Here is a 22,959-nt window from a genome sequence, read left to right as displayed (position 1 = left end):
CTGTCCCCCTGGCTCTTTTTTCAAGAAGGATTGGCGCCATGTTTTGTGGAACTTATGGTGGAAGTCATTATAAGAAGGAGTTCAAAAAATGAATGACCGCCACGAAAATCTTTTCACCCAGCTGCAAGCTTACAGGGAAGATATTCTGCTTGTGCTAGAAGGAATAACCGCCGGTCAGGCAGAGATTGTTCCCGATAAATTCCGCAATAACATCAGATGGAATATGGGGCATATTTATCTGGACCAATATTTATGGATCGAAGCGCTGACGAAGGAAAAATCACCAGTGCCGGAAGCATTCCGCACCTGGTTTGGCTATGGCTCAACACCTGCTGATTTTACTGATGAAACACCATCATTTGATGAACTTAAGGACCTGCTGAGACAGCAGCCAACAAGCCTGAGGAAAGCCTATGGCCACCGCCTTGAAGAAGAATATCCGCCAACAGAAATGGGAATGCGGACAATCGAACAAGTGCTGATCAGGACGATTTTCCATGAAGGCATGCATCTGCAGGCTATTATGGATATTCGGAAGTGGCTTTGAGCCAAGGGGACAGGTCCCTTGGCTCTTTTTTTTGTGGATGGCCACGGGACCTGACCCCCTGGCTCTTAAATTGTCATCTTTTTCTAAATAATTGTTGTATTTATTTTCCTGATAACTTAGAATAAACAAGAATGATAATCATTATCATTAATAATGATTATCATTCTTGTTTATTTGTAAGATGGAGGTGAAAACATAAGCAATATGAGTACAGACAGAATTTGGAGGCAGAATTTCTACATTCCCATTATCTTTCTATTGCTGTGCGCCATCATACTGTCAGCAGTATATTCTGTGTCAGTTGGCCAGGTTAGTATTCCTTTCAGCCAATCGATGGACATAGTATTGCATGCGCTGAGCAATGGGAAACTGGGATCACTGGCTAATATTGACAGCGAGTCTTATTTAAATATTATTTTGCAGGTCAGGATGCCACGGGTTATATTTGCGCTTCTTATCGGGATAGGGCTATCACTGTGCGGGGCAGTCATGCAGGCAGTTGTTCAAAATCCGCTGGCTGACCCTTACATCCTGGGCATTTCATCCGGGGCTTCTCTTGGCGCAACATTTGCCATACTGATTGGATTCGGGAGCGGTACATTTTTATCTCAATTTGGGGTGGCATTCAGCGCTTTTGCCGGGGCGATGGTCACGACTGTTGGCGTCTTGGTTTTATCCAGCATAGGCGGTAAGGCAACTGCAGTGAAACTCGTACTTTCAGGGGTGGTGATTGGGGCTTTATGCGGTTCATTTTCCAGTCTCATCATCTACTTTGCCAATGATGCTGAAGGAATCAAGGCCGTTACCTTTTGGTCCATGGGAAGTCTGGCTTCAGCAAGCTGGACGAAGATACCTATTATGGCAGCAGTCATTCTTGCCGGATGCAGTTTGTTCCTTTTTCAGCATCGGGTCTTGAATACTATGCTGCTGGGTGATGAAGCTGCCATTACCCTGGGCATTAACTTAAGCGGATACCGGAAGCTGTACATGATTGCCACCGCACTCATCACAGGAACATTGGTTGCATATGCAGGGATGATTGGGTTTGTGGGACTTATTATCCCCCATATCTGCCGCGGGATATTTGGCGCTGACCATAAGCGGCTAATGCTGGGGACATTCCTTGTGGGGGGACTATTCCTAATATGGGCTGATATCCTTTCTAGAATACTGATACATAACACAGAGCTGCCTATCGGGATCATTACATCCGTCATCGGTTCCCCCCTTTTCATTTATATGATTGTCAAAAAAGGCTACAACTTTGGAGGGTAGTATATGGAATTGGCTGTGAAGGAAATGTCTGCAAGAATCGGCAAGAAAGAAGTCGTCAAGAATATCTCTATTCAAGTCAAAAAGAAGCAGTTTGTAGGCCTTATCGGCCCAAATGGATGCGGCAAGTCAACGCTGCTGAAAAGCATTTATAAAAGCCTCATTCCTCACACAGGTTCCATCATGCTCGATGATTTGAATGTATTAAAAACACCCCAGAAAAAGATTTCCCAGCAGATGGGTGTGGTGAGCCAGTTCAATGAAATGAACTTTGACCTGACTGTGCTGCAAATGGTCATGCTGGGGAGAACCCCTCATAAAAAAATGCTGGAATCAGATAAGCAGCCGGATTATGAAATTGTTGAAGAGGCTCTAAGGCGTACGAATTTAACAGACTACAAATATCGCAGCTATTTATCTTTATCAGGCGGCGAAAAGCAGCGGGTCATACTTGCTAGAACAATTGCACAGCAGCCAAGATTCATGATTCTGGACGAACCTACGAATCATCTGGATATCCGGTACCAGATTGAAATTCTGAACTGTGTAAAGGAACTGAATATCGGGGTGCTGGCCGCACTGCATGATCTGGAGATGGCAGCCCATTATTGTGATTATCTGTATGCCATCAAAGATGGTGAAGTATATGCGCATGGCACCCCGGCAGAGGTGCTGACACCAGAAACGATTGAAGCGCTCTATCAAATAAAATGCCAAACCTATATCAATCCGATTACAAACGGACTGGGTTTTGCATACGGAATATGAGGAGGAAACTAAAGATGAAAAAGAGATTGCTGCTTGGATTGGGATTAGCGGCCATGGTAACGCTGACAGCCTGCGGGGGAACGGCTAAAACCAGCTCTGCAGAGGAACCGCAAAAAGAAAAGCACTATCCGCTCACTGTGCAAAATGTTACGAAGTCAGAGGGAGGGGCCGTCTGGGAAAAGAAGGATCAAGTATTTGATAAGGCGCCTGAACGGGTCATGGCAAATACGAGGCCTGCAGCTGAGCTTCTCCTGCATCTGGGCTTAAAGGACAAAATTGCTGCTGTCGGTGCGAGTTTTGGCGCGCCGGATAAAGAGGTAGAAGCAGAGTATGCTGAATTGAATATATTGAGCGACACGTATGTTGGCAAAGAGGTTACTTTAGGGACCGATCCTGACTTGGTCTATGGCCGGGGCGGTTTGTTTGATAATGCTGACTGGGGTGTCGGGACTGTTGATTCGCTTAACGAGATGGGCATCGAAACATATGTGCTTGAATCGTCAGTTACCGGGGCAACCTATGATTCAATTTATAAAGATATTGAAAACTTAGGCGACATCTTCAATGTCCAGGAGAAAGCTGAGAGTTTTATAGAAAAGCTGAAGGAGAAAGAAGATAAGATTGCATCCAGCCTGGCTGAAATTAAAGAAGAAAAAACCTTTGCCTATCTGCATACAACTGATCCTGATGAACTGAGCGTGTATGCAGCCAACAAGGAATCTTTCTTTAACGATGTTTTTAACATGATCAAACTGGACAATGTGTTTAAAGAGGAGTCAGGAGAAGTCAGCATTGAAATGCTGATAGAAGCTGATCCGGATGTATTGATCATTCCGACATGGGTAGATAAAGATCCTGCCAATGCCGAAAAGGTAAAAGAAGGCATTTATAATAATCCGAAGCTTACAAGCATGAAAGCCATCAAAAATAAGCAAATATATGCGGTGGATTACAATTATATGTTTGGCTACGGCTACAATTCCATTGATGGGATGGAGCTGCTGGCAAAAGAGATGTATCAGGATTTATTCAAGTGATAGAACCGAGGATAAAACATCTTATTCAGGAAAAATTGAAGGGAGCGCCATATATGGACTCTAATGAACTTTGCGATGTAACCGTTATCGGCGGAGGACCTGCGGGGCTATTTTCTACTTTTTACAGCGGCTTGCGGGAAATGAAGGTAAAGGTCATTGAATATCAGGAACAATTAGGCGGGAAAGTGCATGTCTATCCTGAAAAAATGATATGGGATATCGGAGGAATGCCGCCGGTTTCGGGAGAAAAGTTAATTGAGCAGATGATTGAGCAGGCTATGACATTCAATCCGGAGATCGTTTTAGGGGAAAAGGTTATTTCAATTTCAAAAATGGAAGATGCACATTTCGTCCTGGAGACTGGATCTGGTGAAAAGCACTTTTCCAAGACAGTCATTATTGCAATTGGCGGTGGGATATTAAACCCTCAAAAGCTGGAGCTGGATGGGGCAGAGAAATATGAAATTGCTAATTTAAATTATACAATTAAATCTTTAAAAAGATTTAAAGATAAAACAGTGCTCATTTCAGGCGGCGGACACACAGCAGTCGACTGGGCGAACGAGCTTGAACCAATCGCCAAGAAGGTATATGTTACGTATCGAAAAGATAGTTTTAATGCTCACGAAGCTCAAGTGTCACAGCTCTTAAATAGCTCTGTGGACTGCTTCTTTCATACAGAGATTACGAGGCTTGCCGCCGACTCTAATCGTGATGCCATTAGACAGGTAGAATTGAAGAACCTTTTAACAGGAGAGGTTTCAATTGTTGATGTGGATGAAGTGGTAGTAAATCATGGTTTCATCCGTGAAAAGAGGCTGCTGGAAGAAAGCGATCTGCCAATCGAGATGGCCAATGAATATTATATAGCAGGAAATTCTTACAGTGAAACTTCTGTTCCGGGTCTGTATGCCGCCGGTGATATTCTTGGATTTGACGGAAAGGTACATCTGATAGCCGGCGCTTTCCAGGATGCCGTCAATGCCGTCAACAAAGCAAAGCAATTTATCCAGCCGGACGCCGCCGGCTATGGCGTGGTCTCCTCGCATAATGATATTTTCAGAAACCGCAACCGCAATCTTGTAGCACAATTGATTAAGTAAGCCAAGGGGACAGGTCCGGTGGCTCTTTTTGTGGCTGGGCCAGTGTGTCTGTCCCCCCGGCTCGAAATAAGTCTTGACCTCCCAATATCCATATTTTACAATTGATTTTAATTATTGGAGAGCGATGATGAAGAATAGTAGGCATTAAGAGTGTGGCAGAGAGCTGATGTTTGGTGCGAATCAGTACAGGAAGAATGCTGAATGGGCTTCTGAGCTTCCGGGCTGAACTGCTAGTAGGTCCGGCGGAGCGCCTTACCGTTACAAGAGGCTAAGTATTGAAACAATTGGTTTCAGTATGGATAAGTGCGTTTACTTATTGTGAACGAATGAAGGTGGCACCACGGGTTACTCGTCCTTTTTGGAGGGGTAGCCCTTTTTGTATTTCATCCAACTTTAAACTAGGGGGAGGCATTATGGGGAAAACGATTTTAACGGGGATAAAGCCTACTGGGCAGATTCATTTAGGGAATTATATCGGGGCGATCAAGCCTGCATTAGAGCTTGCTGATTCAGGGGAGTACAGAGCCGCTTATTTTGTCGCCGACTATCATGGCCTGACCAAAATCCATGATGGGGCGGAGTTCAGCCAATTATCATATGGGATTGCTGCAACATGGCTGGCATTGGGACTGGATCCTGACAAGGTGATTTTTTACCGGCAATCAGACATTCCTGAAATCTTTGAGCTCAGCTGGATATTAAGCTGTTTTGCATCCAAAGGGCTTATGAACCGTGCCCACGCCTATAAAGCCGCTGTTGAAGCCAATAAGATTGCTGGGAAAGATGCTGACTTCGGTGTGAATATGGGTTTGTTCAACTATCCGGTCCTGATGGCTGCAGATATTTTGATGTTCAAGACAGAGGTTGTTCCTGTCGGGAAGGATCAGATCCAGCATATTGAGATTGCCAGGGATATTGCAGAAAGCTTTAATCATCATTATGGCGAAACATTTCTGCTGCCAGAGTATAAAATTCAAGATGATGCAGCAGTGCTGCCAGGCTTGGATGGCCGGAAAATGAGCAAAAGCTACAAAAATACAATTCCTCTTTTTGAGGAGCCGGGCAAGCTGCAGAAACTTATCAACAAAATCAAAACAAATTCACTGCCGCCAGAGGCGCCGAAGGATCTGCAGTCTTCCGTATTATTTATGCTGTATAAAGAATTCGCTTCTGAAGTTGAGGTTAAAAATATGAGAGCTGAATATCAAAAGGGCATCGGCTGGGGAGAAGTGAAAAAGGAGCTCTTCTATGCAATGAATCGGTTCATGGAGGAGCCTCGCGAGAAATATAGAGAACTAATGTCCTCACCGGAAACAGTTGATAAGATTTTGCAGGAGGGAGCAGAAAAAGCCAGGGCTGTCAGTGCACCGTTTTTAAAAGAAATTAAGAGGAAAATAGGGTTCACTGTATAACTGTTTAACCAGCTGGATTCTAACTTCCCTGCTGTACAATGCCGATAATTGATTTCTTTGGAGGTTGCCTTGGGAACTAAAATCATCGTATTTCTACTTACTCTTTTCACCTTTCTTACATGGCTGTTCATGGGCATCTATTTTTCCACAGAGAATGATTGGTGGTCAGTGCTTGAAAGCAGAGAGACCAGCTATGATACAGCTGCAGCTGGAGTGTCTTATGTAAAAGTTCTCTTGGGCACAGGTCTATTTTTAGCTGGGGGAACCTTAGTGTACATGTTAATCCGCAGAAAATGAACCAGGGGGTCAGGTCCCTTGGCTCACTTTTAGGCTGGGCCAGGGGACCTGACCCCCCGGCACGAAATGAGGAGATAGTTTGGAGATTCAAATAACCTATAAAATCTGGACAGTTGTGATGATTCAGGATGGAGATAAAGTGCTGCTGCTGGACAGGCAGCATGACCACTTTAAGGGCTTTCTTCCGCCGGGCGGGCGAGTGGAATTCCCGGAGAGCTTTACTGATGGAGCAATCCGGGAGGTCAGGGAAGAAACCGGCCTTGAAGTGAGCAATCTTGTATTTAAGGGGATTTCGGAGTTTGTGAATCCGGTGAAAAATGAGCGGTATATGATGATGAATTATTGGACGAAGGACTTTGAGGGCGAACTGCTGGAGAATCCGCCGGAAGGGGAGCTGCATTGGATCAGCATAAAAGATGCAAAAAATTTGCCGATGCAGGAAGATATCAAAATGAGATTTGATTTGTTTTTCGAGCCGGGGACATTTGAGATTCAGACGGTTTGGGATGAGGAGAGGAATGGGCCGGTGGCCATTATGATTAAGAGAACATGAAGAGCCAAGGGGACAGGTCCCTTGGCTTTTTTTTGAAGCTGGGCCACGGGGTCTGTCCCCTTGGCTAACAATTTGGGAATGCTAAAAACGAGGTGAGGGCTATTGAAGAGAGTAGTATTTTTCTTATTGTCTATACTCTTAGTGAGCTTATCAAATGAAGCTGGAGCAGCAGAACCAAAACATATTATAGTCGCCAAATCAGACAGCATCACTTTGCATGCCATAGAGAGGGATGGTCTTTTTTACGACTTTAAGTTGAATTTTCAGGGAAGTGAGTATTCCAGGCCTTTCTGGATAAATGTATCCAATCCCACTTACGCCCCTGAAATCCATTACGATGATATTAATGGTGATAAAAAGAAAGAACTGATTATTATCCTGACCAAAGGTTATGGTACAGGCGTCTTAGAGCAAGAAGTGGCTGTCTTTCATGTAAATGGTCAGCCGTTGAGAGAAGTACTGGTTGACAACCCAATGGCAATTGTAAATAAGAATATAAAATCAAGCTTAACAAAAAACAAAGCAGTGATAACGATTGGACAAAAGTCTTATCAAATTGATGTTAAAAAGTTGAAGCTTTTGCCCCATACCATATTTCCAGGGATAAACTTTGGCAGCATCATTAAGTACGAAATAAGAGATAATAAACTTTATGCTGTATTGTATCCCCAGCTGTCTCCAGGTGCTTTTGCAGGCAGCATTGTCATTGAATATGAATACCGGGATCGTATGTATCAGTATGGATCAATATATTTTGTGAGCCAAGGGGACAGGTCCCGTGGCTCTTTTTAAAACTGAGCCAGGGGGTCTGTCCCTGTGGCAAGTCACTTTGTGATGTCAAAACTGATAATAATAAAAAGAACAAAGAGCAGAACTATATTTTAATGTAACAGGCGGGTTAATCGGAGGAAGGATAACCGCCTTTTTTATTGAATCCTTATTCTATAAAAGGTGCAGTTTAAATCAAGTGTCTTGCTGTTAAAATAATATGGGACAAATCTCTCCATAGTTAGGAAGGTGTATGATGAAGAATCCGCGGAACATAGTACTCTTTATTGCTCAAAGCTTGGATGGTTACATTGCAACAAAAGAAGACTCATTAGATTGGTTATTCAAAGTTGAGGGTGAAGGTGATAATGGCTACTCGGAATTTTATGAAGAAATTGACACAATCATAATGGGCAAAAGAACATATGACTGGATAATGAAACACGAAAAAGGTCAATTCCCATATAAAAATAAAGACTGTTACGTCTTTTCCAGATCTCAATTAGAAGATACAGCTGATGTTAAGTTTGTGAACGAAGGTATTGTAGATTTCGCCAATAGCCTTAAAAAAGAAGAAGGAAAAAATATTTGGGTAGTTGGCGGCGGAGAATTGTTACACACGTTTTTGAAAGAAGAATTACTCGATGAACTGTTTATCACAATTGCTCCTGCCATCATCGGAGATGGAATTCCATTATTTAAATCCGGCGATTATGAGCTGGACTTAAAACTTAAAGGGACCCGAACTTTTAACCAATTTGTTGAAATACATTACACAGTAGAAAAGTGAGCCAAGGGGACAGGTCCCTTGGCTCATTTTGAGACTGGGCCACGGGACCTGACCCCCTGGCATATTTAAGGGGGAAAACAATGGAAGTGAAAATGGAGTATTATGTTCTCGGGTTACTCATAATATCATTTATGTTTTTCAATATTGCTGCCTATTATATGGGTGGTGTAAATGAGCCGTACAGAGACCTATTACTAACTATTGCAGTTGGTCATTTTGTGATGTCAAAACTGATCATAATTAAAAAGAAAGAATGAGCCATGGGACCTGTCCCCGTGGCATATGTTAGAATTGAACCTCTGAGTTAGTTGTTAATTTTTCCTCTTTGGGGGGATAAGCATGAATAAGAAGATTGTGTATTTCTCATATGAAATTATATTGGCAGGCTTAATTATCTTTTCTTTGGTTGTAAAATTACCAATTGACCAGGCTAGGATATTATCCTGGTTTATTTGGGGACTTTTTTTTATTGATTACATCGTCCGTTTACTAGTTAGTCAGGATAAATGGGATTATGTGAAGAAACACCCTTTAGAATTACTGGCAATCATTCCAATTGATCAGCTATTCAGGACGTTAAGATTGGTACGAGTGATTGGGTTATTGAGATTGGTAGTATTGTTAAAAAGAAAGGATTCATTTTTGGGAATCTTAACGGAAAAATATCAGGTGGATCGAATATTTGTAGTAGTAGTGTCTCTTCTGTTCTTAAGTGCTATACCAATGTATTGGATAGAACCTAGCTTTGAATCCTTTGAGGATGCGCTCTGGTGGTCAATTGTTACCACAACAACTGTAGGGTATGGGGACTTATATCCTCAAACAACGGTGGGGAGAATAATTGCTTCCTTTCTAATGTTTGTAGGCATTGGGCTGATCGGAGTTATCACTGGAATGGTCGCATCCTTTTTTTCCAGAGATAGGGAATTGCCGGAGGAATTAAGAAATGTAAGAGAAAACATCGATAATCACTCTTCCCTTACCAATAATGAGATTGATTTACTGATTCAAAAGTTAGAAAGCATGAAGAAGAAAGACGGATGAGCCAAGGGGACAGGTCCCTTGGCTCCTTTTTGGAGCTGGGCCACGGGACCTGTCCCCTTGGCATCCCAAATTCAGGCGGCTTTTTCTTTTCATAGAAGCAAGGGGACCTGTCCCTATGGCATCAGCATATGCTAGAATATATCTAACAAAGTAAAATAATTCCACTGAGGGGACAAATTGAAGAAAAACATTATTATTTCACTCTCATTGGTTTTAATAATACTTTTAGGAGTATTTTTAGCTGTGTTTCAATTACCGAAAAATCAAACTAGGGATCAAGTATCTAGCTATTTAAATGCTAGAGAAGATGCTCCATTAATTAGTTCAATAGAGTTGGCTTATGATTGGAAAATGGGCAGATATATGGCAGAAGTTATATATGAAGATGAGTTGGATGTACGATACAGCTATATTTATGATAAGGAAAATAAAAAAGTACGTGTCTATAATATTATTAAATCTAATCAAGGTATGGAGGGCGGAGTGCAGGAAGGTAAACATGACAGCTTGGATAATGATTGACAGATTCCTGATTAAACCAAGGGAGCAGCTTCCTTGTGTCATTTGAGACTGAGCCATGGAGCCTGTCCCTATGGCTTTTTTTTTGAAAAAAGGGGGAAGTAAAAATGAAAAGTATATCTACATTACTAGGAATAGTCCTTCTGGCAATCTCTCTAAATGCTTGTGATGATAACAATCCTCAATCAAATACTCTTTCCGTTGCTGAACCAACAGAAAGAGAAAATGCCATTCTTGCCACCACAGCGGATCGATCATTTGTATTTGATTTCAGCATAGATAGTGAATATAAGGAAGCCTCTGTGTGGATTGAAAAATATGAAGCAGGTACATTGGCTGATGATCAAATAAACAAATTGACTGCACCGGTAGCGAAAAGTGGCTCCATAATCTTTGCAACTTCAAAAACAAATGATAATCAGAAGCAGCTTTTATTTAATATCGGAGTCACCAGCAACGGCAGCACAGGTTCAGCAATTGGTTTCGATGAGAACTCAACTGTATTGGATAGTATGTCAAGTGTTTGGGGGAGCTTTCAGGGAGAGATCACCCCGACTGAAGGAGAAGCAGTGTTGGCAAGCATATGTTACTCGGATAATGATGATGATGCTAATATGAGTTCACTCACTTCTGAATTTTATAATAATGCTGATGGTCATTTAAGTGAGCTAGAAGAATATGATGTTGTTTACCTGATAAAAACTGAATTTGTAAAGTGAAGTGCTATTTAACTAACAAAGGCTATGCTCAAGATCAGCTGGCATAATAGGGAGGATTTCTTTATTTTTAGTTTGCTTGGAGAGTATAGTAATTAAAGCAGGGGGATTATGAATTTAATGTTATCTGGTTTCTTAGCATGTGTCGCTGCTACTATATTATTGGTGATTCTATGTGCCAAAATCATAAATGTTTTTGTCAAAAAGAAACGTTTCCCTAATAAATTACTGATAGCAGTATTGGCTGGGGTTATTTTGGTTTCTTCAATATATATGTATGAAACGTACTTTTTTACCTTTAGTAAAATTGACAGAGACAATGTCCAAACGGGACCTGGATCTGTCACATCACCCAATAAAGAACTTACTGCTGCTGCTTTTTATGAACCATATGGCGGCGCGGCAGGCGGTGTTAACGTCTGGGTTGAAATCACAAACAAAAACAAGAAAAATAATGTTCAAACTGTTTATTATGCTGATGCAAAAAGTGACTTTTCAATGAAATGGATCGATGAAGACACCCTGCATATTCTCAATAACGATCCAGAATATCCAAATTCAAATAGAAGCATCAAGTTAAAAATCGGCAGAGAAATTTATCACGAAAATGGATTGGCTTGTAAAAGTCTGCTAATGAAAGACGAATTTGAGACTTGCTACCAAAACTAATATCTTCTATGTTCCGGTTCAGCTGCTGCCAAACCAGGCAGCTCTTCTTATGTAACTTATGAGGCAGAAATGACGTTCTGGATAGTTCTCACTTTACGCTTGTAATACGTAGTAGAGATAAGATGCTTATTCTGTTGAAAAGGCGATGCAATCATCGCCAATTTAAGCATCTTTTCTTGAACGTTCCTTATGATAAATATAATCAACCCGTTCTTTGGTTTTCATAAGCATTGAAGATAAAATTGCTGTGTATATAGTTGTTAAAAGAATTGCCATAATTCCTATGCCCAACAAATTATTATCACGATGCATCAATACCACCACCTTCTTTTAGTTGCAATAATATATTGCTCTTGATGCTTATTTTTATTCAAAAAATCGAGGAGTCGGAGCAGTTGACTGTTGATACTCAATTCAATTTTTCCGGATAACAGCTGCTTATGTTTTGGATGGCTGGTAAGCCAGATACCTTTCTTATCTCACAAAAGAGGGCAGCCTTCTGTAATGAAGTTAAGTATATGAGATAACATATGCCGGCCAAAGGCGGGTATTAGTGCATAGCATCTAATTGCGATGGGAAATCTATTGAAAAATATGGGAGTGACTTTCATGAGGAAAGTGATCGTTCTTTTCACTATTTTATTTATACTTACAAGTGGTGATTTTGTTAATGCTAAACCTTCCGAACCCAAGGTAATTAAACCTTATGCAGAAGATTGGTATGTCACTCCAGAAGACATTATTAAGGATATTGTATTTCCCTCAATTGATAAAAAAGTGACGCAGGAGTATTCAGGCAATGATGAAGCGATCTTTGGGTGGCAGTTCCAAAGAATCGTCGGTATTGTTTACAATAATAATCATTCTTATGATATTTCCATAAATATTCAAGTTCCAGAAGGAAGTAGCACACTCGGCAACTATGCACATGACCTTGTTAAAGTTAGGGTATTACCATCTTGTGATAGTCCTAAAATTGGTTGCAGTCATGGATTTAAAGTAGAAATATTAGAGTACAGCCATTTGTCAGGATAAGTTCTAAATAATACTTTGTTTGAACAGCGGCGTTTCAGATCAATTTTGGATTACAGTTGTAAAAGAAATACAATTAAACTGCAGATGCTTATGCTAAATCGGCTGCCAATCAGGCGGCTTTTCTTTTTTAAAAAAGAGCGGGAGTGTTAAAGAAGGAAATTACTAAGAAAGTGAGAATTATTATGTAATTGCTTTACATATTTCACCAATAAACTTTAGGAGAGAAAGAATGTCCAATAGTAAAATTCAAACCCCTTATTTCTCGCTGGAGAAACTGTCTGAAGGTGTATATGCAGCGATTGCCCAACAAGGTGAAGGTGCAATGGGAAATTCAGGATTTATTGATATCGGCAATGAAGTGGTTGTTTTTGATACCTTTACTACCCCCAATGCTGCTAGAGAACTACGAAAAGTAGCAGAAGACATTACACAAAAGGAAATTAAGTATGTTTTTAATAGCCATTATCACGGAGATCACACTTTTGGAAATCAGATATTCAAAGATGCAACAATTATCTCGACGTTAAAAACAAGGGATTTACATGAAAGCAAAAATATTATTCTTGATCCTTATAAAGAGATGGAAGAAATGATGCAATATCTAAATCATTTGGAGGAGAGACTGGAGCTTGAGGGTAATCCAGTTTTACAAATAAGCATTAAAATTCAATTGAAAGAAATGTCAAAAGTCTACGAGTCAATTCCGGAACTTTATATTGTGCTTCCTAATTTGACTTTTGAAAATAAGTTGGTTATTCACGGCAGCACTCGAAAAATTGAGTGTTACTGTTTTGGGGGAGGACATACTCCTAGTGACGCTTTTCTATATTTAACCGAAGAGAAAATTGCATTTATGGGTGATATCGTACTAGAGAATCTTCACCCTCCGATTCACAATTCCCAAGCATTTATTGATAACTTAACAAAAATCTCAAAGCTGGATATCCAAAGAATCGTTCCTGGTCACGGGAAGTTAGTAACAAAAAGCCATATAGATGTAATGTTAAAATATTTGCATCACCTTAATGATAGGGTAAGTCTAGCTTTGGAAAAAGGGCAACAATTGGAACAAATCTTAGCTTTAGAAACACCTGAAGAATATTCAGCTTGGACAGGTATAGATGGGTATAAGCGAAATTTAAAAACTATTTTCAACGAACTCAAATTAAATATTAAATAAGAAATTCAGGGTGCTTATGCTCCAGATCAGCTGCCAAACCATACAGCTTTTCTTATTACATAATAGAAGCAGGTTCATTTAACCAAGGAAAATTTTGACAATTGCTATGAAGAAAGATATAATTTCTAGAAAATTCAATATGGAATAGCGTTGACGAGAAGAGTAGTAGTTAACAAGTGGATAACTATTGAGAGTTCCTGTTTGTTGAAATTAATGAGATAGCATAGAGCTGCTATCACTCTAATGAAAATTAGGGATAGTAAGACGGACCCTTCAGATTGAATGATAGGTTATGAAAGTACCTGAATAGGTTGATATGGTGATATATTAACAAACTGAGGTGGTACCACGAAGTTATGACTCTCGTCCTCAAGAATCATTTCTTAGAGGTGTGAGAGTTTTTTTGTTGTACTATTTTGCACTTTGAATTTTAAGATCCAAAGGGGGAAAAATTCAATGAATCCTTTATTGTTAGAGGTTCCTTTACAATTAGAAACAGACAGGCTTATTCTTCGAGCACCACTTCATATAGGTGACGGTAAAATTGTAAACCAGGCAATTCGAGAATCCTTTAATGAATTAAAACCTTGGCTGCCGTTTGCTCAGGAACTTCCGGATGTTGAAGAAACAGAGATTAACTTAAGAAATGCTCATATAAATTTTTTGAAGAGGGATAGTTTTCGTTTTCTTATCTTCGATAAAGAGAGTAATGATTTCATAGGAATAACGAGCCTTGAAGCTATTGACTGGAATATTCCCAAATCTGAAATTGGGTATTGGATAAATACAAAATTCAGCGGCAATGGATATATGTTAGAAGCAGTAAAGAAATTAGCAGATTTTGGTCTGAATTATATCAAATTGAGAAGAATCGAAATAAGGTGTGAACCAACGAACTTTAAAAGTCGTGCTATTGCAGAAAAACTTGGGTTTGTATTAGAAGGTACTTTAAGAAATGATGATTTATCCGCAGATGGCAGCGAGCTGAGAGACACTTGTTTATATTCCATAATAAAGTAAGCCTGTGACCAAATTTAAAGTAACAGAGGCTTTTATTTGAGAAAAATTCCAAATGAAGCAGTATTTCTATAAAAGATTTAAAGGGGTTGAATTAGTTTTGCTATCCTTTCGCAGCATTGACCTATCAAGAGATGCAGAAACAATAATTAAATTCCGAAGAGATTCTTATGTTATCAGTTTTGGGGACGATTATTTATTCGGCGATAATAAAAGTTACCTGAAGAAGATTGAGACAAGGCTTGTTAAATTTCCAGGTGGGATTGTTCTTGTGGAAAATGGCGATAAACCAGTCGGACAGATTGAAATGCAAATTAAGCATATTGATAATAAACAGATTGGCTATGTAAACCTATTCTACTTAATACCAGCATATCGTGGTTTAGGATATGGATCTCAACTAATTGAGTATGCGGAACATTTTTTTCAAGAAAATAATATCAATGAATACCAATTAAGGGTATCAGCTGCCAACAAGAGAGCTATAAGATTTTATAAAAAGCAGGGCTTTAACTCTCTGGGGGTAGAAGAGGAAGGTACTGTTCCAAGAATTCGCATGCAAAAACTTTTGTAGGTAAGCAATCGCAGGATCTAAAGATACAGTGAGGATAAGAAGCGAATCGTTCTTTATAACAAGAAGTTTAGAGAGGTGTCTTATGAACAAAAATACATGCCCTTGCTGTGGTTATAAAATTGGACAGCGAAGGTGACTATGATATCTGCGAAATCTGTTATTGGGAGGACGACCCATTTCAAAAAGAAAATGAGCTTGAAACAGGTGCTAATAAAGTGACTCTAATTGAAGCACAAAAAAACTTTATTAGATATGGTGCTTGTGAACTGGGATTTGTTAAAAATGTTAGAGAACCAAATTCACAAGATAAGAGAGATCCTAACTGGAAGCACTTATTCACACAAGGAGGCATCATATGAAATTCACAAAAATCTTATTTCCTATAAGTATGTTGTGTATTTTCTTAGTGGGATGCAATAACGGTCTTATTGACAATCCGGCTCCAAAGGACTTTCTTAGCGATGATAGTGCTGATATATTTCTTCTGGATGGAATTGTGTATTCTAATGCCCAAGATGTTGATTGGGTTTCTGATCTGGAATATCAATTAGGTGAACAAATTGGAGAGATAACTAAAATAACAGATAAGGCCCGCAGTTTTAAAAACGGTACGGCAAATATATTACCTGTTGGAACTAAAATATATGAAACAGATACTCCAGCATATATTGCAAATGTTGATGGAGAGGAAATACCATATTTAAAACAGATTGAAGGTTAATCGTTGCTAGGCTATTGGGTGCTCAGGGTTCAGATCGCTCACTAACCGATACTGCTGCTGAAGCTTATTCCGATCAAGGAAAACGATAGCCAGAGGCATGATGCCTTCTTTCATATTACTTTTTGAAAATTCCATAATTTGATATGATATAAGTAAAGTAATAGACAGAGGGAGTGCTTAAAAATATGGAATACATAACACTTAATAATGGGCTTGAAATGCCTATAGTAGGGACAGGTACAAATACGTATGGAAAAGAAAACAACGATTATAACGGGGCTTTAACAAACGAAATACCTGAACTGGCATCCGCAATTGAGCTGGGTTACCGTTCCATAGACGCAGCCATCATGTATCGAAACGAAAAGCTTGTCGGAAGTGTGTTAGCAGAAAGCAAAGTGCCTCGGGAAGAGTTTTTCATTACGACCAAAATTCCAGCCAGTGAAGAATATATTTCTTCAAAGGAAGCTACCCGGGCAGCTATTGATAATAGTCTGAAAAATTTCCAGACAGACTATCTTGACCTGCTTCTTATTCACTTCCCTATCGAGGACAAAGTACAGCTTAAAAACACTTGGGAAGTCTTTGAAGAATATTACGAAGCGGGCAAATTAAAAGCAATCGGTGTTTCAAACTTTGAAAAAAATCATCTGGAAGAATTGAAAAAATTCGCCAAAGTAAAGCCGGCTGTTAATCAGATACAAATCAATTTAAAAGAACCCAACAAAAATCTCCTTGCCGTATTAAAAGACGAGGAAATTACGCCTGTTGCCTGGGGACCTATGAAAGCAGAAGCCCGCCAAAAGGAAGCTTTGGATGAAATCGGTAAGATCTATCATAAATCCGGTGCACAAGTTTTATTAAAATACCAAATCCAACGCGGTGTGATTGTTATCCCCAAATCTCACAAACGAGAAAATCAAGCGTCCAATCTGGAACTTTTCGATTTTGAATTGACTGCGGAGGATATAGAAAAGATAGAAAATCTATAATTGCTTAGTCCTTTATCCTGGTAATATGAATAATATTGCTGGGATTTTGATTTATTTTGAGCAATTCAGCTGCCATTTCAAAAAAAGGCAACTACCTTATTGTTAATATATGGTAAAATAAGTTAATGAGGAGGCGATTAAAATTAAACGAACGCCATTTGAGCCACCAGCCGATTTTTACGATGAACGGTTAAGCAAAGTAGATGAACAAATCTGTTCTTTGCTGAAACAGCGGAGGGATATTTCAAACGATAACCCAGGGACTCCGTCTGATCATTTTATCTCTAACTGGGCTATAAAATATGATCTCTATGAAGAGTATTTGAAGGCGTTATTCGGGGGAATGAGAATATACGATTTCTTCAAACCGCGTATTGAACCGGCTGGATTCAGAAAACACCTCTCGGTTCTAAAATCGGTAGAAAAAGATGATCGGATATATTCCATAACCGTTATTCGGCAGTACGAGAATGCCAGCGTTATCCAGCTGCATATCGATTGGGACGAGCCGGATGATTCGCCAATTGGCCGGCATCATCATAATAGTTTTGAGGTGTTTTTAGGAGAGCAATACGATTGCTGGCAGTCTCGTGGTGGCGGCTCAACAGGGCATTTTACATACAGCTTCATTGTTTCTCCGCCATTGCCTGACGATATTTCCAATACAAAGATAGTCTTTAAAGAGTATAGCGACACCTTTAAGGAAAAGCCAACAGGACTAGAAATTGTTATGAATATAGAATAATAAGCTAAATGCAGAAATGTTTAAGATGTGAATGTGAATTGGTCAGATCTTTTTTTCGTATGAAAAGAGGTTATCTAAAGGAGTGATACCAAAGTGGAGAAAATTGTAAGGCCAGAGATGAGACATTTAGAGCTTTATACAGGGGTTTTGCCATATGTTCTTTTATCAATCATGGTTATACTCACTGCGGCTATCGTGTTTTTCGTTAAGAAACGCTGAAACAAAAAAAGTAACCAAGGGGACAGGCCCCCTGGCTCTTTTCTAGACTAGCCCGTGGGACCTTTCCCAGTGGCCTTCTCAATCGGAAGCCGGCCGGCGTGAAGTATAAGGATAAATAGGATCCAGCAGTTCAAATTCATAACTCTCGCTATTTACTTTTCCAACCGTTTTCTCACTATCATAAAGGTCCAGCATGAATCCGGCCATTTCCCGGGCGGTATGGTATTTTTGCACGTTGTCACGGTAGCTGAATTCATCTATTTCGCGAGCGTTTATAACAAATTCAGTTTCTGTCATAGCCGGCGCAAGCACTTTTACTTTCATGGCAGCTCCCTGATCCTGAAGTTCCTGGGCGAGCCCTTCTGTAAATGCACTCACATAAAACTTAGTAGCAGCATACGTCACCCCGTTTGGTACCATTCTATAGCCTACATCAGAAGCCACGTTGATTAATTGGGTGCCTGCCTTTTGAGAATAATCATGTGTGTATAAAGTGGAAAGGGTTGTGAGTGCTTCAATATTGACTCTGAGCATCTTTTCAATCTTTTGTACATTCTGTTCGGCAACGGGGGCACTGTTTCCGAAACCGGCGTTATTGATCCAGGTTTCAATATCGTATTCTTTTAGACTCTCATATAATGAATGAACATTTTCGCTTTCAGATAGATCTGCCGGTAGAATTACCACATCCAGATCGGCGTTTATGTTGTGGATTTCTGCTTTTAGCTTATGCAGCTGATCTTCCCGCCTTGCAGTCACAATGACATTTTTATTGCGTGAAGCAAATGCAAGCGCCGCTTCGTATCCAATTCCTGAGCTGGCACCTGTAATCACCGTATACTTCATGAGAATTCCCCCTTCAAAATATTTCACAATTCATACTTATCTTACTGTTAACATTAACCAAAAAGCAAATGAACCAAGGGGACAGGTCCCTTGGCTCTTTTTGAGCCATGGGACCTGTCCCTGTGGCTTCAGGGAAAGGGAGGCTCTGTTAAGTTGAAAGTTATCTAAATTCCCGGCCCTTTTAATCTGTTTTTAATCGTTATAAGGTACACTGAAGATACTGGAGGTAGGAAAGAAATGAAGAAGAAGATTTTGATTGTTGAAGACGAAAAACAAATCGCGCATATTTTAACACTGGAACTTTCCTATGAAGGCTATGAAACGGTATCTGCCTATGACGGGCAAACGGGGCTGGAGCTTGCGCTGCAGGGTGGATGGGATGTAATCCTGCTGGACGTCATGCTGCCGAAACTGGATGGCATCGGAGTGCTGCAGCATTTTCGTAAAGTAAATAAGGATACCCCGGTCATTATGCTGACGGCGAGAACTGCGACAAGGGATAAAGTAAACGGACTGGACCAGGGTGCGAATGATTATATCACAAAGCCGTTTGATATTGATGAGCTCTTTGCGCGGATCAGAGCGGCACTTCGCTTAACACAGGTTAATAATGATCATACTCAGGAGGTAATCGAGCTTGCCGGCATCCGCCTTGAAAAAGGAACACGGGAAGCCTATCGGGATGGAAAGCCCGTTGAATTGACCTCCCGTGAATTCGACCTTCTTGCCTACTTAATGGAAAATAAAAACCTGGTTCTGACCCGGGAGCAGATTATCCTGAACGTATGGGGATACGACCATCATGGAGAAACGAATGTGGTTGATGTGTATGTCCGTCACCTGCGGAGGAAGCTGGATCTAAAGCAGACAGATCCCATTCTCCATACTTATCGAGGTGTTGGCTACAGCATGAAGGAGCCGGGGAAATGAGGATCCAGACAAAGATTCAATGGTATTCCAGCCTGTTTCTGATTGCCATGCTTGTATTGCTGAGTCTGCTGGTCGCCATCATGTTTTTCTGGATATCACTGGACCGTGAAAGGGATGTTCTTGAAGAGCAGGCCTCGCTTTTTGTCCAAAATAACCCCATCGGGCAATTGCCGAACGGGCAGTCTGGGTTATTGGAGCCCTATACGCCGGACGATGGAATGCTGCGCATTATTTCTCCACAGGGTCAAGTGATCAGCGTGTATTCTGATGAAGAAGATTATAGACAGCTGGAGATCGAAGGGGCGGGAAGTGAAGACTTCAGCATCAAAAACGTCAAGGGAGGGTTTATTCTTCGATATCAGGAGCCTATAACTGCAGATGGTGAACAGGAAGGAATAGTTGAAATTGTCCACAGCCTGGAAGATCTATGGGAAAACACACTGCGATTGCTCTATGTGCTCGGCGGTGCCTCATTAATCATCATTATGTTTTCCATATTGGCCGGGAAATGGCTCTCCCGCCTGATCCTTAAGCCCATTGCTCTCATGAGCAGAACAATGAGTGAAATTGAAGAGAGCGGAAGGTTCCAAACTATTGTATTTGAAAAAGAATCAAAGGATGAGCTTCAGCAAATGGGCCTTGTCTTTAATAGGATGATTGAACGGCTGAAAGAGAACCAGCACAAGCAGCAGCGATTTGTTTCTGATGCCTCACATGAATTGAAAACACCGATCACAGTGATTGAAAGCTATGCCAATTTATTGAAACGCAGGGATATCAGTGACCCTAAAATGCAAAAACAGGCGGCCGAAAGCATTCACCATGAAGCGCTTAGAATGAAGCGGTTGACGGGTCAGCTATTGGATATCGCGGCACTCGATGAGCAGAAAATTTCGCCGGATGAACAGGTTGAATTAGTAGCATTCTGTGAGAAAATTGCCCGCATCTTTACCGAGACAAAGAAACGTTTTGTCCATGTGGATTCAGCCAAAAGGGAAATTACGGCTTTTATCCACAAGGAAAAGTTTGAACAAGTCCTTATCATTTTATTGGATAATAGCATTAAATACAGCCAAGGTGATGTAGCGATTTATGTTGACCAGGATGATAAAGGCCAGGTCCGTATTACAGTGGATGATGAAGGAATCGGAATACCGGAAAAGGATCTGCCATACGTGTTTGACCGATTTTACCGGGTCGATTCTTCCCGTTCAAGAGAAACAGGAGGCAGCGGCCTGGGATTATCCATTGCCAGGGAACTGATCCACAGCCTCGGTGGGGAAATTTCCATTACGAGTGAAGAAAACAAAGGAACCCAGGTGACAATTACGCTCTAAACTTCATTTTTCATCTGTTTTTAATGTTCATTTCATCTTCCTTTCATTTTCGTCGGATATCTTAAAGGTACGATAACGAATGGAGGCTGAAGGGAAATGAAAGAAGTATTAATGAAATATAAAAAATGGATTTTGGGCTTTGCCGGCGTTTTTGCGGCTGCCGTGATTGGCGTCGGGATTTATTTTGCCGCCGAAAAGATGGGTGAAATTACGCAGAAGGAAGCGGAAGCCTTGGTGCGAGACAATGATGGGGAAGTGCTGAGTTTTGCAAGAGAATGGGATTGGGAGTTCGGCAGCCCTTCCACCATTGAAATGGCAGTTAAAACGGAAGGCAGCTATGAGGAAATAGAAATGGACGCTTCAAATGGAGAAATCCTACGCAGAGAAAAGAAATATCTGGAGGCTTCTGCGAACAGCCCTGTTTCTGTAGAATCAGCTGCGGCTGCTTCCACTGCTCCTGGCATCACGCCTGAAGAAGCAATTAAATTAGCATTGGAAGAAGTCAAAGGAAATGTTAAAGAAATTGAACTGGATGACGAGGAGCGGCGCTTGATTTATGAGCTCGAGATCGAAGAAGGTAAGAGAGAATATAATGTCCATATTGATGCCATGACTGGTTCGGTTCTGATGGTCAGTACTGAATCATAACTATAAAAGTGCTATTGAAAGGAGCCGTTCGCAAAAGGATTATACGGTTATCATTAGTGCTTGTCTTTACATTATGTTAGAGTGAAAAAAATAATAAGCTCAAATAGGAATGAAAAGAGGGCAATCATGTTTAAAAAAATCATGAAGCAAATAAAGCAGCTTTCCCATGGCAGCAGTGAACGAAGGCATAACCATTACCGCCGTAACAGCAGCAGTGATCGAAAAAGGTATTATCACAAAGGAAGCAGCAGTGACCGCCGCTATAAGCATAATCCGTTGAGCGGAAGCCGCCATTACAAACGGAAGGGCAGAAGCAGCAGCTGAGTCTTCCTCTAGGCTACTGTTGGTTTTCCGTCGCTTTTAGGGCTGTTTGAAGATCAATTCTGATATCCCGGGTATTAGAATAAGGTTCCTCAATCTCCAGCAGCCTTTTTAGCAGAAAAACTGTCTCCTTTTCTAAAGAAAGCTCTTCTGTCCATGGAAGGGCTTTTTTGTTTTTGGAGGAGTATGTCGTATAAAGCAAAAATAAGAGTATTTCGCCAAGATCATAATAATCCTGCTGCTTCATCCCTGGGATATCCTCTTGCCTGGCGGGTGACTTGGCCAAGCCAAGGTCGATCAAATATAGTTCTTTGTCTTTAAGCAGTACATTGGGTATGCGAAGGTCTTGATGGTAAATGTCTTTATTATGCAGATATTCTACAAATTCAAGCAGTTGAGAAAGTACCTGCAAGGACTCCCGTTCGTTAAAAGTAATCTTTTTTGAGAAGATAAGTTCTTCCACATTTTTTCCATCAATGTAACTCATGACGTAAAACAAGTATCTGTTATAGGAGAATTCCTCAAAGAACTTGGGGATGTTTTTGTGGTCAAGCCTTTGTAAAACAGAGATTTCCTTTTCAAACATCTCCACATCTTTATTATTGCGGCCCTTACTGGGGCGGAGCTGTTTAACCACGCGGTTTTCATCGGCAGCTATATCCCTGCACAAGTAGACAATTCCGTAGCTTCCCGTTCCTATAACACTCAAAATCTCATAGCGATCATTCAAAACTGTTCCTTTTTTAAAAGGTTTGTCTGCAAAAAACTGATAAAACTTACGGATTGCACGCAAAATTGGATTTTTCCTCCCCGGTTGGACCCTCAGTAATAATAGTCAATAAAAACAGTCATATGCTGTCTATCTTTTCAAACAGCCGAATGCTCTACTAACAAAATAT

28 protein-coding genes, 1 pseudogene and 1 other annotated feature are annotated in these 22,959 nt (G+C 40.6%); of the genes and pseudogenes, 26 read left to right on the top strand and 3 right to left on the bottom strand.

Features of this window, described 5'->3' with window-relative positions; genetic code table 11:
• Positions 1 to 88: 88 nt before the first annotated feature.
• The 14 genes from FZD51_RS10865 (at position 89) to FZD51_RS10805 (ending at position 11,495) form a co-directional block, all read left to right on the top strand.
• Positions 89 to 547, top strand: a complete 459-nt coding sequence (locus FZD51_RS10865) for a DinB family protein (protein WP_148974783.1) — start codon at positions 89 to 91, stop codon at positions 545 to 547.
• Between the two features lie 204 nt (positions 548 to 751).
• Positions 752 to 1,822, top strand: a complete 1,071-nt coding sequence (locus tag FZD51_RS10860) for a FecCD family ABC transporter permease (RefSeq protein WP_148974782.1) — start codon at positions 752 to 754, stop codon at positions 1,820 to 1,822.
• 3 nt (positions 1,823 to 1,825) lie between these two features.
• A complete protein-coding gene (locus FZD51_RS10855; protein WP_148974781.1) occupies positions 1,826 to 2,587 on the top strand; it encodes an ABC transporter ATP-binding protein in 762 nt (253 codons plus the stop codon).
• A 14-nt stretch (positions 2,588 to 2,601) separates the two neighbouring features.
• The gene (locus FZD51_RS10850) at positions 2,602 to 3,624 is read left to right on the top strand and encodes an ABC transporter substrate-binding protein (RefSeq protein WP_148974780.1); all 1,023 of its coding nucleotides are present in this window, start codon (positions 2,602 to 2,604) and stop codon (positions 3,622 to 3,624) included.
• Positions 3,625 to 3,677: 53 nt separating this feature from the next.
• Positions 3,678 to 4,727, top strand: coding sequence for an NAD(P)/FAD-dependent oxidoreductase (locus FZD51_RS10845; protein WP_148974779.1), 1,050 nt, complete (start codon positions 3,678 to 3,680; stop codon positions 4,725 to 4,727).
• A gap of 115 nt (positions 4,728 to 4,842) precedes the next feature.
• Positions 4,843 to 5,087: a binding site (T-box leader), on the top strand.
• A gap of 53 nt (positions 5,088 to 5,140) precedes the next feature.
• Positions 5,141 to 6,139, top strand: coding sequence for a tryptophan--tRNA ligase (locus FZD51_RS10840; RefSeq protein WP_148974778.1), 999 nt, complete (start codon positions 5,141 to 5,143; stop codon positions 6,137 to 6,139).
• 376 nt (positions 6,140 to 6,515) lie between these two features.
• Entirely contained in the window at positions 6,516 to 6,989 is a 474-nt protein-coding gene (locus tag FZD51_RS10835) for an 8-oxo-dGTP diphosphatase (protein ID WP_262380869.1), read from the top strand.
• Between the two features lie 102 nt (positions 6,990 to 7,091).
• Positions 7,092 to 7,781 carry a hypothetical protein gene (locus FZD51_RS10830; RefSeq protein WP_262380868.1) on the top strand — a complete coding sequence of 230 codons (690 nt, stop codon included), beginning with the start codon at positions 7,092 to 7,094 and terminating at the stop codon, positions 7,779 to 7,781.
• Positions 7,782 to 8,013: 232 nt separating this feature from the next.
• Positions 8,014 to 8,547, top strand: coding sequence for a dihydrofolate reductase family protein (locus FZD51_RS10825; RefSeq protein WP_187445716.1), 534 nt, complete (start codon positions 8,014 to 8,016; stop codon positions 8,545 to 8,547).
• A gap of 80 nt (positions 8,548 to 8,627) precedes the next feature.
• On the top strand, positions 8,628 to 8,804 hold the full coding sequence (locus FZD51_RS26140; RefSeq protein ID WP_187445707.1) for a hypothetical protein: 177 nt from the start codon (positions 8,628 to 8,630) through the stop codon (positions 8,802 to 8,804).
• A gap of 82 nt (positions 8,805 to 8,886) precedes the next feature.
• A complete protein-coding gene (locus tag FZD51_RS10820; protein ID WP_148974776.1) occupies positions 8,887 to 9,591 on the top strand; it encodes a potassium channel family protein in 705 nt (234 codons plus the stop codon).
• Positions 9,592 to 9,768: 177 nt separating this feature from the next.
• Positions 9,769 to 10,113 carry a DUF3139 domain-containing protein gene (locus FZD51_RS10815; protein ID WP_148974775.1) on the top strand — a complete coding sequence of 115 codons (345 nt, stop codon included), beginning with the start codon at positions 9,769 to 9,771 and terminating at the stop codon, positions 10,111 to 10,113.
• A gap of 104 nt (positions 10,114 to 10,217) precedes the next feature.
• Positions 10,218 to 10,829 carry a hypothetical protein gene (locus tag FZD51_RS10810; protein ID WP_148974774.1) on the top strand — a complete coding sequence of 204 codons (612 nt, stop codon included), beginning with the start codon at positions 10,218 to 10,220 and terminating at the stop codon, positions 10,827 to 10,829.
• 108 nt (positions 10,830 to 10,937) lie between these two features.
• Positions 10,938 to 11,495: a DUF5412 family protein gene (locus FZD51_RS10805; RefSeq protein WP_148974773.1), complete on the top strand. Its 558-nt coding sequence runs from the start codon at positions 10,938 to 10,940 to the stop codon at positions 11,493 to 11,495.
• Positions 11,496 to 11,657: 162 nt separating this feature from the next.
• Here the strand turns inward: FZD51_RS10805 and FZD51_RS26135 are convergent, their stop codons facing one another.
• Positions 11,658 to 11,807 carry a hypothetical protein gene (locus tag FZD51_RS26135; protein WP_170939526.1) on the bottom strand — a complete coding sequence of 50 codons (150 nt, stop codon included), beginning with the start codon at positions 11,805 to 11,807 and terminating at the stop codon, positions 11,658 to 11,660.
• Positions 11,808 to 12,104: 297 nt separating this feature from the next.
• Here FZD51_RS26135 and FZD51_RS10800 point away from each other — a divergent pair, with 297 nt between their 5' ends.
• From FZD51_RS10800 to FZD51_RS10765, 8 genes and pseudogenes are all read left to right on the top strand, one after another.
• Complete coding sequence (locus FZD51_RS10800) at positions 12,105 to 12,530, top strand: hypothetical protein (RefSeq protein WP_148974772.1); 426 nt, start codon at positions 12,105 to 12,107, stop codon at positions 12,528 to 12,530.
• Between the two features lie 229 nt (positions 12,531 to 12,759).
• Positions 12,760 to 13,710, top strand: coding sequence for an MBL fold metallo-hydrolase (locus tag FZD51_RS10795; protein ID WP_148974771.1), 951 nt, complete (start codon positions 12,760 to 12,762; stop codon positions 13,708 to 13,710).
• Positions 13,711 to 14,166: 456 nt separating this feature from the next.
• Positions 14,167 to 14,730, top strand: coding sequence for a GNAT family N-acetyltransferase (locus FZD51_RS10790; protein WP_148974770.1), 564 nt, complete (start codon positions 14,167 to 14,169; stop codon positions 14,728 to 14,730).
• Positions 14,731 to 14,782: 52 nt separating this feature from the next.
• Complete coding sequence (locus FZD51_RS10785) at positions 14,783 to 15,301, top strand: GNAT family N-acetyltransferase (protein WP_148974769.1); 519 nt, start codon at positions 14,783 to 14,785, stop codon at positions 15,299 to 15,301.
• Between the two features lie 82 nt (positions 15,302 to 15,383).
• Positions 15,384 to 15,660: pseudogene (locus FZD51_RS10780) on the top strand (CPCC family cysteine-rich protein).
• A complete protein-coding gene (locus FZD51_RS10775; protein ID WP_148974767.1) occupies positions 15,657 to 16,022 on the top strand; it encodes a hypothetical protein in 366 nt (121 codons plus the stop codon). Before FZD51_RS10780 ends, FZD51_RS10775 begins: the two are co-directional and overlap by 4 nt.
• A gap of 185 nt (positions 16,023 to 16,207) precedes the next feature.
• The gene (locus FZD51_RS10770; RefSeq protein WP_148974766.1) at positions 16,208 to 17,014 is read left to right on the top strand and encodes an aldo/keto reductase; all 807 of its coding nucleotides are present in this window, start codon (positions 16,208 to 16,210) and stop codon (positions 17,012 to 17,014) included.
• Positions 17,015 to 17,234: 220 nt separating this feature from the next.
• A complete protein-coding gene (locus tag FZD51_RS10765; RefSeq protein ID WP_262380867.1) occupies positions 17,235 to 17,759 on the top strand; it encodes a hypothetical protein in 525 nt (174 codons plus the stop codon).
• 297 nt (positions 17,760 to 18,056) lie between these two features.
• Here FZD51_RS10765 and FZD51_RS10760 read toward each other — a convergent pair whose 3' ends face one another.
• Complete coding sequence (locus FZD51_RS10760) at positions 18,057 to 18,824, bottom strand: SDR family NAD(P)-dependent oxidoreductase (protein ID WP_101551472.1); 768 nt, start codon at positions 18,822 to 18,824, stop codon at positions 18,057 to 18,059.
• 237 nt (positions 18,825 to 19,061) lie between these two features.
• Here FZD51_RS10760 and FZD51_RS10755 point away from each other — a divergent pair, with 237 nt between their 5' ends.
• From FZD51_RS10755 to FZD51_RS10740, 4 genes are all read left to right on the top strand, one after another.
• Positions 19,062 to 19,754, top strand: coding sequence for a response regulator transcription factor (locus tag FZD51_RS10755; protein WP_094768757.1), 693 nt, complete (start codon positions 19,062 to 19,064; stop codon positions 19,752 to 19,754).
• Positions 19,751 to 21,091 (top strand): sensor histidine kinase, encoded by a 1,341-nt coding sequence (locus FZD51_RS10750; RefSeq protein ID WP_148974764.1) that lies wholly within the window; start codon positions 19,751 to 19,753, stop codon positions 21,089 to 21,091. The genes FZD51_RS10755 and FZD51_RS10750 overlap by 4 nt, the downstream gene beginning before the upstream one ends.
• A gap of 96 nt (positions 21,092 to 21,187) precedes the next feature.
• A complete protein-coding gene (locus tag FZD51_RS10745; RefSeq protein ID WP_094768759.1) occupies positions 21,188 to 21,739 on the top strand; it encodes a PepSY domain-containing protein in 552 nt (183 codons plus the stop codon).
• Between the two features lie 126 nt (positions 21,740 to 21,865).
• On the top strand, positions 21,866 to 22,063 hold the full coding sequence (locus tag FZD51_RS10740; protein WP_148974763.1) for a hypothetical protein: 198 nt from the start codon (positions 21,866 to 21,868) through the stop codon (positions 22,061 to 22,063).
• Positions 22,064 to 22,076: 13 nt separating this feature from the next.
• Here FZD51_RS10740 and FZD51_RS10735 read toward each other — a convergent pair whose 3' ends face one another.
• Complete coding sequence (locus FZD51_RS10735; RefSeq protein WP_248139024.1) at positions 22,077 to 22,790, bottom strand: serine/threonine protein kinase; 714 nt, start codon at positions 22,788 to 22,790, stop codon at positions 22,077 to 22,079.
• Positions 22,791 to 22,959 lie beyond the last annotated feature (169 nt).

The sequence above is a fragment of the Bacillus infantis genome (genome assembly GCF_008180445.1).
GTDB classification, from domain to species: domain Bacteria; phylum Bacillota; class Bacilli; order Bacillales; family Cytobacillaceae; genus Bacillus_AB; species Bacillus_AB infantis_B.
This window is presented reverse-complemented; position numbering and strand designations above follow the sequence as displayed.

Excerpts from the sequence above, each read along its gene's own strand:
- FZD51_RS10865 (WP_148974783.1), top strand. The coding sequence starts at position 89 with ATGAATGACCGCCACGAAAATCTTTTCACCCAGCTGCAAGCTTACAGG.
- FZD51_RS10860 (WP_148974782.1), top strand. The coding sequence starts at position 752 with ATGAGTACAGACAGAATTTGGAGGCAGAATTTCTACATTCCCATTATC.
- FZD51_RS10855 (WP_148974781.1), top strand. The coding sequence starts at position 1,826 with ATGGAATTGGCTGTGAAGGAAATGTCTGCAAGAATCGGCAAGAAAGAA.
- FZD51_RS10850 (WP_148974780.1), top strand. The coding sequence starts at position 2,602 with ATGAAAAAGAGATTGCTGCTTGGATTGGGATTAGCGGCCATGGTAACG.
- FZD51_RS10845 (WP_148974779.1), top strand. The coding sequence starts at position 3,678 with ATGGACTCTAATGAACTTTGCGATGTAACCGTTATCGGCGGAGGACCT.
- FZD51_RS10840 (WP_148974778.1), top strand. The coding sequence starts at position 5,141 with ATGGGGAAAACGATTTTAACGGGGATAAAGCCTACTGGGCAGATTCAT.
- FZD51_RS10825 (WP_187445716.1), top strand. The coding sequence starts at position 8,014 with ATGAAGAATCCGCGGAACATAGTACTCTTTATTGCTCAAAGCTTGGAT.
- FZD51_RS26140 (WP_187445707.1), top strand. The coding sequence starts at position 8,628 with ATGGAAGTGAAAATGGAGTATTATGTTCTCGGGTTACTCATAATATCA.
- FZD51_RS10820 (WP_148974776.1), top strand. The coding sequence starts at position 8,887 with ATGAATAAGAAGATTGTGTATTTCTCATATGAAATTATATTGGCAGGC.
- FZD51_RS10810 (WP_148974774.1), top strand. The coding sequence starts at position 10,218 with ATGAAAAGTATATCTACATTACTAGGAATAGTCCTTCTGGCAATCTCT.
- FZD51_RS10805 (WP_148974773.1), top strand. The coding sequence starts at position 10,938 with ATGAATTTAATGTTATCTGGTTTCTTAGCATGTGTCGCTGCTACTATA.
- FZD51_RS26135 (WP_170939526.1), bottom strand. The coding sequence starts at position 11,807 with ATGCATCGTGATAATAATTTGTTGGGCATAGGAATTATGGCAATTCTT.
- FZD51_RS10800 (WP_148974772.1), top strand. The coding sequence starts at position 12,105 with ATGAGGAAAGTGATCGTTCTTTTCACTATTTTATTTATACTTACAAGT.
- FZD51_RS10795 (WP_148974771.1), top strand. The coding sequence starts at position 12,760 with ATGTCCAATAGTAAAATTCAAACCCCTTATTTCTCGCTGGAGAAACTG.
- FZD51_RS10790 (WP_148974770.1), top strand. The coding sequence starts at position 14,167 with ATGAATCCTTTATTGTTAGAGGTTCCTTTACAATTAGAAACAGACAGG.
- FZD51_RS10785 (WP_148974769.1), top strand. The coding sequence starts at position 14,783 with ATGAAGCAGTATTTCTATAAAAGATTTAAAGGGGTTGAATTAGTTTTG.
- FZD51_RS10775 (WP_148974767.1), top strand. The coding sequence starts at position 15,657 with ATGAAATTCACAAAAATCTTATTTCCTATAAGTATGTTGTGTATTTTC.
- FZD51_RS10770 (WP_148974766.1), top strand. The coding sequence starts at position 16,208 with ATGGAATACATAACACTTAATAATGGGCTTGAAATGCCTATAGTAGGG.
- FZD51_RS10760 (WP_101551472.1), bottom strand. The coding sequence starts at position 18,824 with ATGAAGTATACGGTGATTACAGGTGCCAGCTCAGGAATTGGATACGAA.
- FZD51_RS10755 (WP_094768757.1), top strand. The coding sequence starts at position 19,062 with ATGAAGAAGAAGATTTTGATTGTTGAAGACGAAAAACAAATCGCGCAT.
- FZD51_RS10750 (WP_148974764.1), top strand. The coding sequence starts at position 19,751 with ATGAGGATCCAGACAAAGATTCAATGGTATTCCAGCCTGTTTCTGATT.
- FZD51_RS10745 (WP_094768759.1), top strand. The coding sequence starts at position 21,188 with ATGAAAGAAGTATTAATGAAATATAAAAAATGGATTTTGGGCTTTGCC.
- FZD51_RS10740 (WP_148974763.1), top strand. The coding sequence starts at position 21,866 with ATGTTTAAAAAAATCATGAAGCAAATAAAGCAGCTTTCCCATGGCAGC.